Origin of the sequence: Bradyrhizobium sp. CB3481 (assembly GCF_029714305.1) — a bacterium.
GTDB lineage: Bacteria > Pseudomonadota > Alphaproteobacteria > Rhizobiales > Xanthobacteraceae > Bradyrhizobium.
The window spans coordinates 178,908-195,978 of the sequence record NZ_CP121647.1 but is presented as its reverse complement, the minus strand read 5'-3'; the positions used below and the strand labels follow the sequence as shown (position 1 = coordinate 195,978).

Here is a 17,071-nt window from a genome sequence, read left to right as displayed (position 1 = left end):
CCATGACCCTGAGCTTGCTGCCTGAATTGAACCGGCCCTGCTTCGCCGTCCCTCTCGGAGAGACGATGCTTCGCCGACGTTGCAAAGTGCTTGAGGCGCCCGGCGCGGGCATGACCGCGATGAGAACAGGGTGAATGAAAGGTTAATCGAGCATGGTCCGGAAAAGTGGGAACCGGTTTTCCGACAAGACCATGCTCCAAACCTAAAGCGACGCCGCCTCGATGCGGTGGCGGGCGCCGCGGGCGCCGACCAGTAGGGCGGCGGCGTCGAGCAGCGAAAAGCTCTTCGAGGCCACGAAGATGCGGTAGTCGGCCGGCCCGTCCCGCGACAGGTAGATCACCGGATCGGTTTCCGAAGGCTGGCGCGAGACCGCGATCAACCGGGGCGGGGTGCCGCCCTTGCAGGCGCCGGCCTCGACTGTTCCGATGTCGTCGATCACGGTGAAATCGGCGGTTTCCGCATTGTCGGAAATCTGGACCCGCACCGTGGCTTGGGAAGGATTGTTGGTGAAACCGACATGCAGGTCGGCCTGCCAGGAGAGGGCGGCGATCTGAACAGTCGTACCGGCGACCTCGATACAGGGTCGCGGACCACCCAAGAACTCGCCGCGTGCGAACAAAGCGACGATTGCCAGCGGAACTACCGAAGCCAGAATCTTCAAACGCAACATGACACGCTACTCGCTCACCATAAGCCCGCGACATGGGGCTTATGGTTGGCGGAGCGTAAACGAAACTAGTTACCACCCTGTTGACGCCGGTTGTCGTTGTGATCCGCGGCATCCTGATCGCGAGTGGCGGCTTGCAATGACGGGGATATGGTTTTCGCATTCTCATCAGCTGTGGTGACAGCGACAAGCAGGAATCCTTCTGACCACGTAAAACAGAAGATCGACGCGTTTTGCGATGCCCCATGACGTGATCGGCCCGACCGGACGTTGCGTCGGCGCACGATCGGGCGCGGTGCCGCATCGCTGCCGACAGGAACTTGTCTGAGTTCCGCTCTTTATACCGTCGGGCTGGTCACGGAGAGATGCCGATGGGGGCCGACGAGATCTTGCGTGGGATGCTGATGTATTTCGTCCTGCCGCTCTGGCTGGCGGCCGGCTTTGCCGATTATCTCTGTCACCGCGCCAGCCACATCGAGAAGACAAGCGGCTGGCGCGAATCGATCCTGCACCTCGCCCAGTTTGCGGAGATGGCCGTACCGGTGCTCGCGGCGCTGTTTCTCGAAGTTACCTCGGGCGTGATCCTCGTCATGGTCGCGTTCCTGCTTCTTCACGAGGCCACCGCGATCTGGGATGTACGTTACGCGTCGACCATGCGCGACGTGTCGCCGACCGAACAGCACGTCCATAGCTTCCTCGAGATGCTGCCGCTTACCGGATTGCTGCTTGTGATTGCGCTGCACTGGCCGGCCTTCGCCGCATTGTTCGGCCAGGGAACGCCGGATTTCTCATTCACCCTGAAGCAATCGCCGCTGCCCCTGACCTACATTGTCGTGATGCTGGCGTTGACCGCGCTGTTTGAAGTCTTGCCGTACCTCGAGGAATTGATCCGCGGGCTGCGCTACCGGCGAGCCCAGGAATAGGGCGACGCCCGTCCTGAACTCCAATGTGAGTGGGGCCGGACCAATTACTGCCCGGCGCCGGTGTCGGCGAGGTAGCGTGCCAGCTCGGCGCGCGGGTCTTCGCGATGGCTCTGACGCTGCCGGAGTTCGGGCGGCTCGCGCCAGCCCGGCTCGACGCCGGTCATGTCGGGCAGTTCGTGGGCGATGCCCTTGTGGCAGTCGATGCAGGTCTTCTCGCCGCTGACGAGAAACCTCGAGTGAATGTCGGAAGCGCGCCGCGTCTGCTTGGTGAAGTCCATCGCCACGGCCGAATGGCAGTTGCGGCACTCCAGCGAATCGTTCGCCTTGAGCCGCGCCCATTCGTGCTTGGCAAGTTCGAGCCGGTGATCCTGGAACTTCTGCCTGGTATCGATCGTGCCGAAAATCTTGCCCCAGACTTCCTTGGACGCCTGCATCTTGCGGGCGATCTTGTCGGTCCAGTTATGCGGGACGTGACAGTCGGGGCAGCTGGCGCGAACCCCCGAGCGGTTGGAGAAGTGCGGGGTGCGTTGCAGCTCCTCGAAGACGTTGGTGCGCATCTCGTGGCAGGAGGTGCAGAACTTCTCGGTGTTGGTGACTTCAAGCGCGGTGTTGAATGCGCCCCAGAACAGCACGCCGCAGATGAATCCGCCGAGCGCGAGCACGCCGAGACTGATATGCGTGCTCGGGCGGCTGGCAATGCGCCAGAACCAGATCAACAGTTCCTTGATCCGCTTCATTGCCGGTTCTCACTTCTTCTCGGAACCGACGAGAAGCATGTCCTTGAACGTGCTTGGCACGAGGGGCTGCGCGTCCGTCTGCTGGACGTGGCAGCCGGTGCAGAAATATCGCCGCGGCGTCACGTCGGCGAGAACCTGGCCATCGCGGTCCATGAAGTGGGTGACGCTGATCATCGGCGCGCCCGAGCCCTCGGTGAACTGCCGCCGGTGGCAGTCGAGGCAGCGATTGGTCTTGAGCGTGAGCTGGTAATTGTCGATCGAGTGCGGAATGACCGGCGGCTGCTCCGGATAGTTGCGCATGACCCGCTTGTCGTCGATGACCGGCCGCGCCAGGGCGGGTGCCGGTACATCACCCATCGGCGAAGGCGCGCCGGTGATGCGCGGCACGATCTGGGGCGCGTTCTGGGCGTAGATCGCACCGCAGGCGAGCACCAGCATGCCGCCGAGCAGGGCGCCTGCGAGCGGGGTTCGAAGCCTCTTCAGGCCGGGATGATCTTGACCGCGCATTTCTTGAAATCCGTCTGCTTGGAAATGGGATCGGTGGCGTCCAGCGTCACCTTGTTGATGAGCTGGCTGGCGTCGAACCAGGGCACGAACACGACGCCACGCGGCATCCGATTGCGGCCCTTGGTCTCGACGCGGGTCCTGATTTCGCCGCGCCGGGAAATCACCCGCACCTCGGCGCCCTCGTTGATGCCCCTGGCGCGGGCGTCCTCGGCATGCATGTAGATGCGCGCGCCGGGGAACGACTTGTAGAGCTCCGGCACCCGCATGGTCATCGATCCCGAGTGCCAATGTTCGAGCACGCGACCGGTGACGAGCCAGACGTCGTATTCCTTGTCGGGCGATTCGGCGGGCGGCTCGTAGGGCACCGCGATGATCCGCGCCTTGCCGTCCTTGTTGCCGTAGAACTCGACGCCCTTGCCCTGCTTCACGTAGGGATCAAGGCCTTCGCGGTAGCGCCATTTCGTCTCCTTGCCGTTGACGACGGGCCAGCGCAGTCCGCGGACCTGATGGAGCTGGTCGTAGTCTGCCAGGTCGTGGCCGTGGCCGCGGCCGAATTCGGCGTATTCCTCGAACAGGCCCTTGTGCACGTAGAACCCGAACGCTTTCGACTCGCGGTTCTCGTATTCGGCGGGAATCTCGCTGGCCGGAAACTTGTCCACCTTGCCGTTGCGATACAGCACGTCGAACAACGTCTTGCCGCGATAGTTGGGATTCTCGTTCAGGATCTGCGCCGGCCACACCTCGTCGGTGGTGAAGCGCTTGGAGAATTCCATGAGCTGCCAGAGGTCGGAGCGCGCTTCGCCAGGCGCATTGACAAGCTGCCGCCACACATGGGTGCGGCGCTCGGCGTTGCCGTAGGCGCCTTCCTTCTCCACCCACATGGCCGCCGGCAATATGAGATCGGCCGATAGCGCCGTGACGGTTGGGTAGGCGTCGGAGACGACGATGAAATTGTCCGGATTGCGATAGCCCGGATAGGTCTCGCGCGAACTGTTCGGCGCAGCCTGCACGTTGTTGTTGACCTGAACCCAGTAGAAATTGAGCTTGCCGTCGCGAAGCATGCGGTCCTGTTCGACGGCGTGATAGCCGGGCTTGTCCGGAATGATGCCGTGGGGAATGCGCCAGATTTCTTCCGTGTGCTTGCGGTGCTCCGGGTTCATGACGACCATGTCGGCCGGCAGCCGGTGCGCGAAGGTGCCGACCTCGCGCGCGGTACCGCAGGCGGAAGGCTGGCCAGTCAGCGAGAACGGCGAGTTGCCGGGCTCGGCGATCTTTCCGGTGAGGAGGTGCAGATTGTAGAGGAGCTGGTTGGCCCAGACGCCGCGGACATGCTGGTTGAAGCCCATGGTCCACAGCGACATCACCTTGCGTTTGGGATCGGCGTAGAGCTCGGCGAGCTCCTGCAGGAAGCCGCGCTCGACGCCGGTCAGCTCGGATACTTTCTCGAGCGTGTAGTCCTTTACGAAGGCGGCATAGGAATCGAAATCAATTGGCTGGGTCGCGGCGGCGGTCGCCGCGCCTTTGGCCTTCATTTCAAGCGGATGATCGGCGCGCAGGCCATATCCGATGTCGACCGTACCCTTCACGAAGGTGGTGTGGTTCTTCACAAAATCCTGGTTCACCCGCCCGGTCGTGATGATGTGGTTGGCGATGTAGTTCAGAATCGCCAGATCCGTGCCCGGCTTGAACACGATCGGGATATCGGCGAGGTCGGAGCTGCGGTTGGTGAAGGTCGAGAGCACCGCGACCTTGACATGCGACTGGCTCAGCCGGCGATCGGTGAGACGCGTCCACAAGATCGGATGCATCTCGGCCATGTTGGAGCCCCACAGCACGAAGGCGTCGGCGGCTTCGAAATCGTCATAGCAGCCCATCGGCTCGTCCATGCCGAAGGTGCGCATGAAAGCAACCGCTGCCGAGGCCATGCAATGGCGCGCGTTCGGATCGAGGTTGTTGGAGCGGAAGCCGGCCCGCATCAGCTTGGTGGCGGCATAGCCTTCGAACACCGTCCACTGCCCCGAGCCGAACATGCCGATCGCGTTCGGACCCTTCTCCTTCAGCACCTTCTTGACCTGCGCCGCCATGACGTCGAAGGCCTCCTCCCAGGATACCGGGGTCAGCTCGCCGTTCTTATCGAACACGCCGCCCTTCTTGCGCAGCAGCGGCGTGGTCAGGCGGTCGGCGCCGTACATGATCTTGGAAAGGAAATATCCCTTGATGCAATTCAGCCCGCGATTGACCTCAGCGAGCGTGTCGCCATGGGTGGCGACCACCTTGTTGTCCTTGACGCCGACCATCACGCCACAGCCGGTGCCGCAGAATCGGCATGGCGCTTTCGACCATTTGATTTCCAGCGATCCGATGCCGCCCGGCACCGGTTGCGCGGCCGCAGGGGCAGCGATGCCGGCGGCTGCAGCGGCCACGGCGGCGGCCTGCGCCTTCAACAATTCGCGTCGCGACAGTGACATGTTCTAGTCTCCGATATCGGCGGATCTTTCGACCTGCTCGAACACCATGTTGGCCGACAGGACGCCCTGCCAGCATGCGATTTCGGCGAGACGCGTGCCGATGATGCCGCTCTCGGACGCTTCCATCACGATGACGATCTTCCTGGCGTCGCGTTGATGGATCTCGAGGTCCGGCAGCGCGGCAAGCGCGCGCAGCACCTCATCGCGCCGTTCCGGCAGCACCGACACCACCGCGCTTGAGATGTGGATGGTGGCGTCCGCCGTCATGAAGCTTCTCCATGACGCGCGGCGCCGAGCGTGATCGCCTCGCCCGGACAGGCGGTGACGCATTCGCCGCAGCCGGTGCAGGCTGCCTCATTGACGACGGCCTGCGGCGGCAGTCCGATACGAGGACGGAAGCGAATGGCAGAAGTCGGACAGGCATCGCCACAGGAACGGCAGAAGATGCCGGCTTCGGCGAGGCAGCCGTCGCCGATCAGCGCGACCGGTTTGGTGAGGAATTGACCGCGAAACAGGGCGCGGCGCGAGGGGCCCGGGCTTTCCATGGCGGCCTCAATGGCCGGGGGGACCGGGCGGTCCCAGGATCAGTTGCGTCATCCAGACGAGGAAGCCGTAGCCGCCGACCACGCCGACGGCGACGATGGGCCAGATGAAAGCGGCGATGATGCCGAACACCAAGAGCTCGGCGCGCCGGCCGACCGTGCCGGACCTTTCCGGCGGCGCATTCTGCTTAACTGACGTGTCGAGCATATCCCGAACTGTCGCCTCAGAAGCGAACCCATCAATTCGGCCGTGCCGGTTCCCCCGGCGGCCGCATTGCCGTTCGCGTTGTTGTCATGTGATCAGAGACGCGTGCCACGCCTGCGCCGTTGCAGGAAATGTGCACGCCTCCCGAATTCACCTTAGCTGCTGCGCGGGAACAGAGGGTTGATCTGAATCAACGAAAGAAAGGCAAAGGCTTCGCTTGTTTAACGACGTTTCGATATGACGCGGCTGCGCGAAGAGCCGGCCCAGCTGGTTGACGTTGCGACGCGTTATGCCGCTCGCCGCAAATCCTCGGCGAGTGCGCGATACGAAAGCGCTTCGGCCAGATGCAGCCGGCCGATTTTTTCCGCACCGTCGAGATCGGCGAGCGTGCGCGCGACGCGCAGCACGCGATGGTATCCGCGTGCGGTGAGCTTCATGGTTTCGGCCGCATCGCGCAGCAGCTTTTGTCCCTGCGCATCGGGCTGCGCGATCGTCTCCAGTAGAGAGGCCGGCGCTTCGGCATTGGTGCGGATCTGCGGCATGCCGGCCGCCGCATAGCGCGCAAGCTGGATATCGCGGGCGGCGGCGACGCGGGCTGCGACTTCTGCCGAACCTTCGGACGGCGGCGGCAGGATCAGGTCCGCGGCGGTCACCGCCGGGACCTCGATGCGCAGATCGATGCGGTCCATCAGCGGGCCGGAGATGCGCATCAGGTAATCGGCGGTGCAGCGCTCGACCGGTGCGCGCCTGCAGGAATAGCCGGGATCATAGGCCTGGCCGCAGCGGCACGGGTTCATCGCGGCGACCAGCATGAAGCGCGCCGGGTAGGTGACGCGGTGGTTGGCGCGGGAGACCGAGACCTCGCCGTTCTCCAACGGCTGGCGCAGCGAATCCAGCACGCGCGGATCGAACTCCGGCAGCTCGTCGAGAAACAAGACACCCTGATGCGCCAGCGAAATCTCGCCGGGCCTCGCACGCAGGCCGCCGCCGGTCAGCGCAGCCATGCTGGCGGAATGATGCGGGCTGCGGAACGGGCGCCGCGCAGTGAGTGCGCCGTCGCGGATTTCGCCGGCGACGGAAGCGATCATCGAGACTTCCAGAAGCTCCGACGGCGACAGCGGCGGCAGGATCGAGGGCAGCCGCGCCGCCAGCATCGACTTGCCGGCGCCGGGCGAGCCGATCATCAGCAAATGATGTCCGCCGGCCGCGGCGATCTCCAGCGCGCGCTTGGCGCTTTCCTGGCCCTTGATGTCTCTGAGGTCGAGATGCGTCGCTTCCGCCTCGTGCACTTTCGGCTGCGGGCGCGACAGCACCTGCGTGCCTTTAAAGTGGTTGGCGATCTGGATCAGCGATTTCGCCGCGATGATCTCGATGTCGGGGCTCGCCCACGCCGCTTCCGTGCCGCAGGCGGCGGGGCAGATCAATCCTTCCTCGCGCGCGTTGGCGCCGATCGCAGCCGGCAACACGCCTGCGACAGGCGCGATCGAGCCGTCGAGCCCGAGCTCGCCGAGCACGGTAAAACCGTTCAGCGCATCCGGCGGGATAGCGCCGATTGCCGCCATCAGCCCGAGCGCGATGGGCAGATCATAATGGCTGCCTTCCTTCGGCAGATCGGCCGGGGCGAGGTTGACCGTGATCCGCCGCGCCGGCAGCGCCAGTCCCGAGGCAATCAGCGCCGAGCGCACCCGCTCCCGCGCTTCCGATACCGCCTTGTCGGGCAGACCCACGATCGCAAAGGCCGGCAACCCCGGCGCGACCTGCACCTGTACGTCGACCGCGCGGGCCTCGATCCCTTCAAAGGCTACCGTAGATACCCGCGCAACCATGCTGCCCCTCGTGACGCAATCGAAGGTAGCGGGGAACCGGAGGATAAGTCAAGAACAATAGGAGAACATAGGTGCAAAGAAACGCGCGGCGGCAAGGCGCTGGCCTGCCCGGCACAACTACGGATCGTCAACGCAGGCAGTCAGCGCTGATTGTGTTCAGCGCTCCGTTCGCATGTAGGGGCTATTTTCCGAAACGTGTTTCAGCGCCGGGTCGTCGGCGAGAATGCGTACCTGCATCTCCGCAGGTCGCGTGTTTTGCGGATCGTGCTGAAAGCTCCATATTCCCAACCCCACGATGAGCATGCCAGCGCCAATGGCTACGAAGTCTTTGGTCATTTGCTGGGCCTCCATACTGGCTGCCAAGCGGTCGAGACGGCTCTGTATTTCGGTTTGGGCGCCTGCTGGTCCTGCGGCCTGACGCTCATGTTGCCTTTGCAGCCAGTCTCACGGTGTTTCGCTCGCCTAAAGGAAACCAATTCCGGTCATCGGCGATCGTTTCTACGGTACGCCCATTCAACGCTCGACGCAGCCTGCAAGCCGCGCGCATGACGGCATCGTGATGATCCGGAGCCGGTCTGAGCGCCGGCCCCGGACACTTTATCTCAAAGCTGCATGTTCATCGGCTCGGGATAATAGCGGAAGCCATCGCCGTTCTTGGCGACGTGGCCGTATCCTGGCCAGGCGAAGTGGTAGGCCATCACCGGGATCTTGTTGGCAGCCACCATGTCAAGCAGCTTCACCCGCGACGCCGCAGATTGCTTCGGATCGGTGTCATAGGAGAATTCCATTCGCGGCTTCTCCATCAGCAGCACCGAATGGTGCGTGAGGTCGCCAAGGAAGCAGAACGATTTGCCCGCCGAGCTCACCATGAAGATGGTGTGGCCAACGGTGTGTCCGGGCGCGGCGATCGCCTGGATTCCGGGCAGGAATTCCTGGCCGTCCTTGATGAACACCAGGCGATCCTTCACCGGCAGCAGGTTCTTGCGCGCATGGATCACGAAGTCCTTTAACGGGCTGCCGAGCTTACTCTCGTCGGTCCAGTAGTCGTAATCGGCCTGTGAAATATAGACCTGCGCGTTGGGGAAGAGCGGCTTGTCGTCCGCCCCGACGAGGCCCCCGATATGGTCGATATGGGCGTGGGTGCAGACGACGGCGTCGATGTCGGAAGCCTTGATGCCGGCGGCAGCAAGGTTCTTCTGCTGCTGGCCGGTCGTAGGCCCGAACGCCTTTGATGTGCCCATGCCGGTGTCGAACAACACCAGCTTGTCGCCGGTGTTGATGACCGGCGAGTTCTGCTCCAGCACGACATTGTCGGGATTCATGAAATTGTCGACGAGCATCTTCTTCACTTCCTCCTTCGGCACGCCGGTGAAGGTGCCGGAGGGGTCGCCGAGCGGAAGCGGGCCGTCGGAGACAACGGTGACTTCTGCATCACCAACGGTGAAGCGGTGCCAATAGGGCGTCTGGGTGTTGAGTTTGGGCGCCTTGGCCAGCGCACTGCCACCGAGCATCGTTGAAGCGCCGAAACCGGCGCCAAGCGCAAGCAAAGACCGTCGCGAAAGATTCGTCGTCATGCCTCTTCCCTCCACTAATTTTATGTATTGCAGTTTTATGCCCGGACAGATTCATCCGCAGCTACAGGCTGCGCCCGCCTGCCAAAATTGGCAAGTGGGAGGAGAAGGCGCGGCAGGGATGTGAAAATGCGATGACGCGGTGCGGGGTCAGTTGGCGATGCGTTTGTTCTCGATGGTATCCCAGATTTTTTTGCGCGACGTCAGGCCAGCTGCGCGACCGCGCGGCTACCAATCGTCGTCGTAGAGCCATTCCCTGGGGTATCGGGGCCGCGATCTTGCTTGCGGTCGTGGCCGCTCCGGCCTGCGCACGCTGGGAGCGGGCTGCGTCGCAGGCGGGGACACCCTCGGCGCGGCCTGATCGGAGGCTTTTGCGAGCGCGCGCTTCATCTCTTCCTGGCTCGCCTTGAGCTCCGCAATGGCCTTTGCATTGTCGCTGACCATTTGTTGCTGGTTCGACTTTAGCTGCTCGATGTTGCGCTCGAGATCGGCAAGGTTGCGCGAGATGGTTTGCAGGAGCTGTGCCTGATCGGGGGACGGCGTGGCGGCCGGCGGCGAGGCCTCCTGCGGGGCTGCGGCCTGCGCCAAGGTTGGTGCCTGCGGCTGTGAATCTGGCGGTGAGGGTGCTTGCGGGGCTGAGGCTTGCGGCGGTGCAGGCTCCGCCGCGGCCATCTGAACAATTGATGGCGCGGCCTGGGCGGGTGATGCCCGGTCCTCCGGCGGCGATGCGGACGGCGACGAAGCGAGCTGGGGCGCCGACCGTGTCGCATCGTCATAGGCTAGCTGCCAAACCAGGGTCGCGACAACGACGCATGCCGCCAGCGCCAGGCCAAAGATGATTTGCAGCGAGGGCTTTCCTGACGGTGATGGCTGGACAGGTAAGATCGCCGGCAATTGGACTGCAGGTTTGGCCGAATTCGGTTGCGGAGCCGGACGGGCCGAGGACGGACGCGTGGCGTCGCGCTCCATGCGCGCAAGCTGCTCCGTCAAACGCGTGAGCTGTTCATCGGCGCGCTTGATCTGTTCGTGGGCCTGCGCAAGGCGCTCGTCGTCGCCTGCGACTGGGGGATCCTGCGCTTCAGTCGGTTTCGGAGGTGGCGTGGAGGTCATTGGCGATTCCTTTTCCGTCCAATGTCATCCGAAGGTGGCCGGTCGACCATCCGGCAGCGCTCCCTGCAGTCTTGCCCAAACAGTGGCCGCATGATGGTGGAAGAAGGGAGTGCATGGCAAGCCGCTTCCGCGGGCTCCACGGAACGGCGCCGCAGCTCGCCTTGCCGGTTCCATCATGAACGGATCGGAAGTCGCGAGAGGAAATTATTTCCCGCCACGCTTCTTCTCGATGGTGTCCCAGATCTTTGCCGCCACATCCGGGCCGTTGAGGCGCTGGATGGCGCGGATGCCGGTCGGGCATGTCACGTTGATCTCGGTGAGGTTGCCGTCGATCACGTCGATGCCGACGAACAACAGTCCACGTTCGCGCAGCGCAGGTCCGAGCGTGTCGCAAATCTCGCGCTCGCGCGGTGAGAGTTCGGTCGCCTGCGCGGCGCCGCCGCGCACCATGTTGGAACGGAGATCGTCGGGCGCCGGCACGCGGTTGACGGCGCCGGCGAACTCGCCGTCGACCAGGATGATGCGCTTGTCGCCATCCTTCACCTCGGGCAGGAAGCGCTGGATCACCCAGGGCTCGCGGAAGGTGACCGAGAACATGTCGAACAGCGAGCCGAAATTCATGTCCTGCGGCATCACGCGGAACACCGCCGCGCCGCCATGGCCGTGCAGCGGCTTCATGACGACCGCGCCATGCTCAGCGCGGAACGAATTGATTTCGTCGAGGTCGCGCGAGATCAGCGTCGGCGGCATCAGCTGAGGAAAGTTCAGCACGAACATCTTTTCCGGCGCGTTGCGCACGCTGGCGGGATCGTTCACGACCAGCGTCCTCGGATGGATTCGTTCCAGCAAATGCGTCGAGGTGATGTAGGCGATGTCGAACGGCGGCTCCTGCCGCAGCAGGATGACGTCGAAGGCGTTCAGCGGCTGGCGCTTGGGCTCTCCGAGAGTGAAATGGTTGCCGGCCTCGTCTCGCACGGTCACCGCCTGCACCGGCGCCACCAACTCCTCGCCGCGCAGCGATAGCTGGTCCGGCGTGAAATAGAAAAGCCCATGGCCGCGCTTTTGCGCTTCCAGCATCAGGGCGAAGGTCGAATCGCCGCGGATGTTGATGCGCGCGATGGGGTCCATCTGGACGGCGACATTCAGTTTCATGGGAAGATCCGGGTCTCTGGAGGGGTCTTTTACGGGCTGGCGTCGAATGCCGCTAACAGATGGCGTGGCAGGCGCCGCGGCGCAATCAGGATGGCGTCAAATCGCAGCTCAAATTCGGCATGGTCGGGATGCGCCATCAGCCAGGCCTGGGCGGCGTTGATAATGCGCCCTTGCTGGCGTGGCGTGACGGCGTAGGCGGCGTCGTCAAGGCTGGCGCGCGCCTTGACCTCGATGAAGGCCACCAGATCGCGCTTTTTCGCGACCAGGTCGATCTCGCCATAGGGGGTGCGGAAGCGCTTGGCCAGGATGCGGTAGCCCTTGGCCATCAAATAGGCGGCGGCGCGGCTTTCGGCGGAGAGCCCAGTGCGAAAGGCGGCGAGGCGCTCGGGCGCGGCGAGCTTCGGCACAGCCTCCGGCGGCAATCTGCCGTCACGCTTCGCCATCGCCGCCCCTGAGTTCTTTGGCCAGCTCCAGCGCGCGGGCATAGACCTCACGGCGCGGCCGGCCCGAAAGCTCGACAGCATGCGCGACGCTGTCCTTGACGCTGTCGCGGACGAGCGACGAACGCAGGAGATCGTCGAGATCGTGCTGTGTCATGACTTCGGCGTCTTTGGGCGGCGGGCCCATGACGAGCACGAACTCGCCGCGCGTCTCCAGCGTATCGGCGGTCTTCGCCAGCTCGGCGATTGGCGCGCGCCTGACGTCCTCGTGCAGCTTTGTCAGCTCGCGGCAGATCGCAGCATCGCGCCCGGCCATGACCGCGGCGAGATCTTTCAGCGTCTCCTGCACGCGATTGCCGGATTCGAACATCACGAGGGTGGCGTCGATGCGGGCGAGCTCGGCCAGCCGCGCCCGCCGCGAAACCTCCTTGGCCGGCAGGAAGCCCTCGAAAAAGAAGCGATCGGTCGGCAGCGCCGCGACCGACAGCGCGGTCAGCACCGAGGATGCGCCGGGCACCGCGATCACGGGAAAACCGGCGGCGGAGACCTCGCGGACCAGCTTGAAGCCGGGATCGGAAATCAGCGGCGTGCCGGCATCCGACACCAGCGCGATCGAAGCGCTCTGCGCCAGCCGTTCCAGGATCTTCGGCCGCGCCATGACGGCGTTGTGCTCGTGATAGGGCTTGAGCTCCGCAGAAATCGCATAGCGCTCGGTCAGGCGGCGGGTGACCCGGGTGTCCTCGCAGGCGATGATGTCGACGCCGGCCAGCGTCTCCAGCGCGCGCAAGGTAATGTCGCCGAGATTGCCGATCGGGGTCGCCACCAGATAGAGGCCCGGCGCCGGTTTCGGGGCGTTCAGGAGCTGGCCGCCGATCAAAAATGTTCTGCCCGTCGAACCCGGTTCGGTATCAGGGCCGTAGTTTGAACTGGGTCTTGCGCGCATGAGACCAATCTAGAGGGGTCTTCCGGCGAGCGCCATATCCGGCGGGATGGGCGGCGCGACGTTGAGAGTTCCCAAGCGGTCGATAAAGTCTTTGGCGAATCGTAAGCCTTTTGTTTTGGTTAACTAATCCTCGACAATATTGCAGAATCCCAGGTGGGTTCAGTAGCGGTTCAGGTGCCTCGGCTCAGAAAGCCGGAATCCTGGCCGACGGCGGTCGGTCAAGAGAAGAGACAGAATGGAAGGCCCGCTCTATCGCAACCAGGGGTCCCCGGCTTTGCGGTCCGTGGGGCCGACGCGGCGGACCGCGGTCGGTCTCATCCTCGGCATGCCCCTGCTCGGCGCCTGCGCCGGCGGAGGCGGCCAGATTTCCAGCCCGTTCGGCCCGGCGCCGCCCGAGGGGCCTCCCGGCCCGCAGCAGCAGCCGCTCGCGGTCGGCACTGGCAACGTCAAGGTCGGCCTGATCCTGCCGCTCTCGGCTGCCGGTAATGCCGGGGTGGCCGCGCTATCGATGAAGAATGCGGCCGAGATGGCGCTAGCCGAATTCCAGAATCCGAACATCCAGCTCCTGATCAAGGATGACGGCGGCAATCCGCAAGGTGCGCAGCAGGTTACGCAGGAGGCGCTCGGCGAAGGCGTCGAGATCATTCTGGGCCCGCTGTTCGCCGGCTCGGTGCCGGCGACCGCGCAAATGGCGCGCAGCCGCGGCATTCCGGTGATCGCCTTCTCGACCGATTCGAGCGTCGCCGGACGCGGCGTTTTTCTCCTGAGCTTCCTGCCCGAATCCGACGTCTATCGGATCGTCGACTATTCCGCGAGCATCGGAAAGCGTTCGTTCGCAGCGCTGCTGCCCGACAATGCCTACGGCAATGTGGTGGAGGCGGCATTCAAGCAGGCGGCCGGCCGCAAGGGACGCATCGTTGCCTTCGAGAAATACGCCGCCGACCGCGCCGGGGCGGCGCGCACGGTGGCGCAGTCGCTCGGCTCGGCGGATGCGCTGTTCATCGCCGACGACGGCGAATCGGTGGTCGCGACGGCGGATGCCCTGACTGCGGCGGGCGCAAATTTGCGCAACATCCAGATGCTCGGCACTGGGCTGTGGGACAATCCGCGCGTCTATGCGAGCCCTGTGCTGCAGGGCGGGCTCTATGCCGCACCGGATTCATCAGGCTTCCGCGCCTTCTCCGGCCGCTACCGCGCCAAGTTCGGCGCAGACCCGGTGCGCACCGCGACGCTTGCCTATGATGCCGTCGCGCTGGTCGCGGCGCTGTCGAAGCAGCAGGGCAGTCACCGCTTCTCGCCTGAGACCTTGACCAACCCGTCAGGCTTTGCCGGCATCGACGGCCTGTTCCGCTTCCGCTCCGACGGCACCAACGAGCGCGGCCTTGCCGTGATGAGGGTTGCCAGCGGCGGTCCCACGCCGGTGGCCGGTCCGCCGAAGAGTTTTGGCGCCTAGTTTTAGCCAGCTCCCGGCAGGGCCCACGGCGCGCACGCCAAAACGCTCGCTTGGATCGGATCGGCCAATTCTGGGTTAACTTGTGTTCAACCTGGAAGGCCAACTCCAATGGCCGATCTGAATCCGGCATCGCCACAGCGATTGCCAGCGGTTCAAACTGCAGCGTCTCCGATCCTGACGGCCGGCGGCATCGTCCTGGCCATCGGAGGCCTCTATTTTGGCAGCGAAATCTTCGTTCCTTTTGCCCTTGCCATCCTGCTGAGCTTTATCCTGACACCAATGGTGAATTGGCTGCGGCGTTGGAGGGTGCCTCGCATCGCCGCAGTGCTGATGGCTGTATCGCTTGCGTTCGTCGTCGTTGCAGGCGTTGCTTTGGTTATCGGGCGTCAACTTGTCCAGCTTGCGGACAATCTCCCGAAATATCAGACCACAATCACCGAGAAGATCCACTCGCTGCAGGCATCGGCCCCGGGCGGCAGCGTCGTCAGCAAGGTGACCACAACGGTGGAGGATCTCGGCAAGGAGATCTCGGGCGGAAACAAGAAGTCCGAACCAGTGCAGCCACGCCTTAGTTCCAGGGCCGAGGAGCCGGTCACTGTCCGATTGGAGGCGCCACAGCCCAGGCCCCTCGAACTTATTCGCTCCGTCATCGGCCCCTTGCTGGCGCCGCTGGCGACCGCCGGGCTGGTCGTCATCTTTGTCATCTTCGTTCTGCTGGAGCGGGAGGACCTGCGCGACCGCTTCATCAAGCTTGCAGGAGCCGGTGATCTTCAAAAGAGCACGCAGGCCATCAACGACGCCGCCACCCGCGTCAGTCGGTATCTGGTGATGCAGCTCATTGTCAATCTGACCTACGGAATACCGATTGGCATAGCGCTCTACTTCGTGGGCGTGCCGAACGCGATTCTGTGGGGGCTGCTCGCTGCGGTTCTCCGTTTCATCCCCTATCTCGGTCCCTTCCTGGCCGCTCTGTTCCCAATTGCCCTGGCGATTGCCGTCGATCCAGGCTGGACCATGCTGTTCTGGGTCGTCGGCCTGTTCCTGGTGGCTGAGCTCATCAGCAACAACGTCATCGAGCCCTGGCTCTACGGCTCCAGCACCGGTCTTTCATCGCTGGCAATCATTATCGCCGCGATTTTCTGGACGATGTTGTGGGGTCCCGTCGGGCTATTCCTCTCGACGCCGCTCACCGTCTGCGTCGTTGTGATCGGGCGCTATGTCCCGCAGTTGGAGTTCCTGGGCATTCTTCTCGGCAGCGATCCGGTGCTCGCGCCGGAGGAGCAGCTTTATCAACGGCTATTGGCGGGCAATGTGGAAGAGGCGGTGGAGATCGCAGAGGACTATGTCGACGCATGTTCCTCGCGCGAGTTTTACGATAATGTGGCCATTCCCGCGCTTCGCCTTGCTGAGAACGACAGGCAGCGCAATACCAGCGATACAAACTATCGTCGGCTCGTCGCGGACACCGCTGTCTTCGTGGTGCGCGAGGTCGAGGACCATGTCCGGGAAAAAGCTCTGGACGAAGAAAATCTCACCGCCGAGCGGCCGTCCATCCTTTGTCTTGCAGGACGGACCGAGCTCGATCACGCAGCGGCGGAGATGATCGGGCAGGTGCTTCAGGAGCGTGGTCTCAGCGCCAAAGTGCTGCCGCCGATCGCAGTCAGCCAGGGTGCGTTAGGCCAGCTCGATCTTCAGGGTATCGATGCAGTTTGCCTGTCCTATTTTCACCCTCAGCCGCAAGTGTACGCGCGATATGCCTTTCGCAGGTTGCGCCGCCGCGCTCCTCATGTGAAGTTCGCTGTCTGTTGCTGGAATTTGGCAGCCGGGACGGGACAGACCGAAGAGCTGAAGCGGCAGACGGCGGCCGATGCAGTTTTCGCGTCGCTTCAAGCCTGTACCGACCAGATTGCCGAATGGACGCACCGTGCCGCAGCCCGCGGCGAGGCTCTCCAAGTCGTCAGCAGGATGGAGCCGACGCCGATTGCGTCGGTGAACAGAGCCGGTTGGACCGCAATGCAGCGGCAGGAGCTTGACCAGGCCTCCAGAAAAATCGCTCAGGCATTCGAGGTCCCGATTGCGCTTGTATCGTTGAACGATCCCGGCTCGCAGGAAACCAACGATGCTCACGAGAACTCGCTGGACGCACACGTCATCGCCGCAAACGATGTGCTGGTTTCCGAAGACGTCACTGAGGACCCGCGTTTCGCGGATGATCCACGCGTACTGGAAAAGGGGATTCGCTTTTATGCCGGAGTGCCTCTTAGGACCTCATCCGGGGAGGTCATAGGATGCCTCTGTTTAGTCGACATGCAGCCGCGCAATTTCCCCGACCAAGAACGTCAAAGATTGCAGGAGATGGCTAGCGAGCTCGTGGTGGACATCGAGAACGGCTTGAGCTTGTCCTTGCCTCCAAGGCCGAATGACGCGGCGTAGGGCTTGTGGGATTCGCTTCTCAAGTAGCTTCCAGCCTAGGCCAAGCGAGCTTGTGCTCGTTCGCGTTCGGCAGCTATCCTCGCGCCATGACTTG

General features: G+C 63.6%; 17 protein-coding genes. 3 read left to right on the top strand and 14 right to left on the bottom strand.

The genetic code is table 11. The features are described from left to right. Window positions 1–202: 202 nt before the first annotated feature. Window positions 203–670, bottom strand: coding sequence for a hypothetical protein (locus QA643_RS00920; protein WP_283031341.1), 468 nt, complete (start codon window positions 668–670; stop codon window positions 203–205). A gap of 368 nt (window positions 671–1,038) precedes the next feature. Between QA643_RS00920 and QA643_RS00915 the strand changes: the two genes are divergently transcribed. After that, window positions 1,039–1,590, top strand: a complete 552-nt coding sequence (locus QA643_RS00915) for a diguanylate cyclase (protein ID WP_283031340.1) — start codon at window positions 1,039–1,041, stop codon at window positions 1,588–1,590. Between the two features lie 44 nt (window positions 1,591–1,634). Here the strand turns inward: QA643_RS00915 and QA643_RS00910 are convergent, their stop codons facing one another. The 13 genes from QA643_RS00910 to rsmI form a co-directional block, all read right to left on the bottom strand. Next, complete coding sequence (locus QA643_RS00910) at window positions 1,635–2,327, bottom strand: cytochrome c3 family protein (RefSeq protein ID WP_283031339.1); 693 nt, start codon at window positions 2,325–2,327, stop codon at window positions 1,635–1,637. A 9-nt stretch (window positions 2,328–2,336) separates the two neighbouring features. Continuing rightward, complete coding sequence (locus QA643_RS00905; RefSeq protein WP_283031338.1) at window positions 2,337–2,834, bottom strand: nitrate reductase cytochrome c-type subunit; 498 nt, start codon at window positions 2,832–2,834, stop codon at window positions 2,337–2,339. Continuing rightward, window positions 2,807–5,302: a periplasmic nitrate reductase subunit alpha gene (gene napA / locus QA643_RS00900; RefSeq protein ID WP_283031337.1), complete on the bottom strand. Its 2,496-nt coding sequence runs from the start codon at window positions 5,300–5,302 to the stop codon at window positions 2,807–2,809. The genes QA643_RS00905 and napA overlap by 28 nt, the downstream gene beginning before the upstream one ends. Before the next feature lie 3 nt (window positions 5,303–5,305). Then, window positions 5,306–5,569 carry a chaperone NapD gene (locus tag QA643_RS00895; RefSeq protein WP_283031336.1) on the bottom strand — a complete coding sequence of 88 codons (264 nt, stop codon included), beginning with the start codon at window positions 5,567–5,569 and terminating at the stop codon, window positions 5,306–5,308. Further along, complete coding sequence (locus QA643_RS00890) at window positions 5,566–5,847, bottom strand: 4Fe-4S binding protein (RefSeq protein WP_283031335.1); 282 nt, start codon at window positions 5,845–5,847, stop codon at window positions 5,566–5,568. Before QA643_RS00890 ends, QA643_RS00895 begins: the two co-directional genes overlap by 4 nt. A gap of 7 nt (window positions 5,848–5,854) precedes the next feature. Beyond that, complete coding sequence (locus tag QA643_RS00885) at window positions 5,855–6,052, bottom strand: nitrate reductase (protein WP_283031334.1); 198 nt, start codon at window positions 6,050–6,052, stop codon at window positions 5,855–5,857. Between the two features lie 284 nt (window positions 6,053–6,336). Continuing rightward, window positions 6,337–7,875, bottom strand: a complete 1,539-nt coding sequence (locus QA643_RS00880) for a YifB family Mg chelatase-like AAA ATPase (protein ID WP_283031333.1) — start codon at window positions 7,873–7,875, stop codon at window positions 6,337–6,339. A gap of 156 nt (window positions 7,876–8,031) precedes the next feature. Next, window positions 8,032–8,211, bottom strand: coding sequence for a hypothetical protein (locus tag QA643_RS00875; RefSeq protein ID WP_283031332.1), 180 nt, complete (start codon window positions 8,209–8,211; stop codon window positions 8,032–8,034). Between the two features lie 266 nt (window positions 8,212–8,477). After that, window positions 8,478–9,449 carry an MBL fold metallo-hydrolase gene (locus tag QA643_RS00870; RefSeq protein ID WP_283031331.1) on the bottom strand — a complete coding sequence of 324 codons (972 nt, stop codon included), beginning with the start codon at window positions 9,447–9,449 and terminating at the stop codon, window positions 8,478–8,480. Between the two features lie 225 nt (window positions 9,450–9,674). Continuing rightward, entirely contained in the window at window positions 9,675–10,556 is an 882-nt protein-coding gene (locus tag QA643_RS00865) for a hypothetical protein (protein WP_283031330.1), read from the bottom strand. Between the two features lie 204 nt (window positions 10,557–10,760). After that, complete coding sequence (gshB, locus tag QA643_RS00860; protein ID WP_283031329.1) at window positions 10,761–11,708, bottom strand: glutathione synthase; 948 nt, start codon at window positions 11,706–11,708, stop codon at window positions 10,761–10,763. Window positions 11,709–11,737: 29 nt separating this feature from the next. After that, window positions 11,738–12,151: a YraN family protein gene (locus QA643_RS00855; protein WP_283031328.1), complete on the bottom strand. Its 414-nt coding sequence runs from the start codon at window positions 12,149–12,151 to the stop codon at window positions 11,738–11,740. Continuing rightward, window positions 12,138–13,091: a 16S rRNA (cytidine(1402)-2'-O)-methyltransferase gene (gene rsmI / locus QA643_RS00850; protein WP_283031327.1), complete on the bottom strand. Its 954-nt coding sequence runs from the start codon at window positions 13,089–13,091 to the stop codon at window positions 12,138–12,140. The genes QA643_RS00855 and rsmI overlap by 14 nt, the downstream gene beginning before the upstream one ends. A 235-nt stretch (window positions 13,092–13,326) precedes the next feature. Here rsmI and QA643_RS00845 point away from each other — a divergent pair, with 235 nt between their 5' ends. Both QA643_RS00845 and QA643_RS00840 read left to right on the top strand, forming a co-directional pair. Beyond that, complete coding sequence (locus tag QA643_RS00845; protein WP_283031326.1) at window positions 13,327–14,544, top strand: penicillin-binding protein activator; 1,218 nt, start codon at window positions 13,327–13,329, stop codon at window positions 14,542–14,544. Window positions 14,545–14,652: 108 nt separating this feature from the next. Then, window positions 14,653–16,977, top strand: coding sequence for an AI-2E family transporter (locus tag QA643_RS00840; protein ID WP_283031325.1), 2,325 nt, complete (start codon window positions 14,653–14,655; stop codon window positions 16,975–16,977). Window positions 16,978–17,071 lie beyond the last annotated feature (94 nt).

Bases quoted from the DNA above. Each gene is read 5' to 3' on its own strand.
- QA643_RS00920 (WP_283031341.1), bottom strand. From the start codon at position 670: ATGTTGCGTTTGAAGATTCTGGCTTCGGTAGTTCCGCTGGCAATCGTC.
- QA643_RS00915 (WP_283031340.1), top strand. From the start codon at position 1,039: ATGGGGGCCGACGAGATCTTGCGTGGGATGCTGATGTATTTCGTCCTG.
- QA643_RS00910 (WP_283031339.1), bottom strand. From the start codon at position 2,327: ATGAAGCGGATCAAGGAACTGTTGATCTGGTTCTGGCGCATTGCCAGC.
- QA643_RS00905 (WP_283031338.1), bottom strand. From the start codon at position 2,834: ATGCGCGGTCAAGATCATCCCGGCCTGAAGAGGCTTCGAACCCCGCTC.
- napA (WP_283031337.1), bottom strand. From the start codon at position 5,302: ATGTCACTGTCGCGACGCGAATTGTTGAAGGCGCAGGCCGCCGCCGTG.
- QA643_RS00895 (WP_283031336.1), bottom strand. From the start codon at position 5,569: ATGACGGCGGACGCCACCATCCACATCTCAAGCGCGGTGGTGTCGGTG.
- QA643_RS00890 (WP_283031335.1), bottom strand. From the start codon at position 5,847: ATGGAAAGCCCGGGCCCCTCGCGCCGCGCCCTGTTTCGCGGTCAATTC.
- QA643_RS00885 (WP_283031334.1), bottom strand. From the start codon at position 6,052: ATGCTCGACACGTCAGTTAAGCAGAATGCGCCGCCGGAAAGGTCCGGC.
- QA643_RS00880 (WP_283031333.1), bottom strand. From the start codon at position 7,875: ATGGTTGCGCGGGTATCTACGGTAGCCTTTGAAGGGATCGAGGCCCGC.
- QA643_RS00875 (WP_283031332.1), bottom strand. From the start codon at position 8,211: ATGACCAAAGACTTCGTAGCCATTGGCGCTGGCATGCTCATCGTGGGG.
- QA643_RS00870 (WP_283031331.1), bottom strand. From the start codon at position 9,449: ATGACGACGAATCTTTCGCGACGGTCTTTGCTTGCGCTTGGCGCCGGT.
- QA643_RS00865 (WP_283031330.1), bottom strand. From the start codon at position 10,556: ATGACCTCCACGCCACCTCCGAAACCGACTGAAGCGCAGGATCCCCCA.
- gshB (WP_283031329.1), bottom strand. From the start codon at position 11,708: ATGAAACTGAATGTCGCCGTCCAGATGGACCCCATCGCGCGCATCAAC.
- QA643_RS00855 (WP_283031328.1), bottom strand. From the start codon at position 12,151: ATGGCGAAGCGTGACGGCAGATTGCCGCCGGAGGCTGTGCCGAAGCTC.
- rsmI (WP_283031327.1), bottom strand. From the start codon at position 13,091: ATGCGCGCAAGACCCAGTTCAAACTACGGCCCTGATACCGAACCGGGT.
- QA643_RS00845 (WP_283031326.1), top strand. From the start codon at position 13,327: ATGGAAGGCCCGCTCTATCGCAACCAGGGGTCCCCGGCTTTGCGGTCC.
- QA643_RS00840 (WP_283031325.1), top strand. From the start codon at position 14,653: ATGGCCGATCTGAATCCGGCATCGCCACAGCGATTGCCAGCGGTTCAA.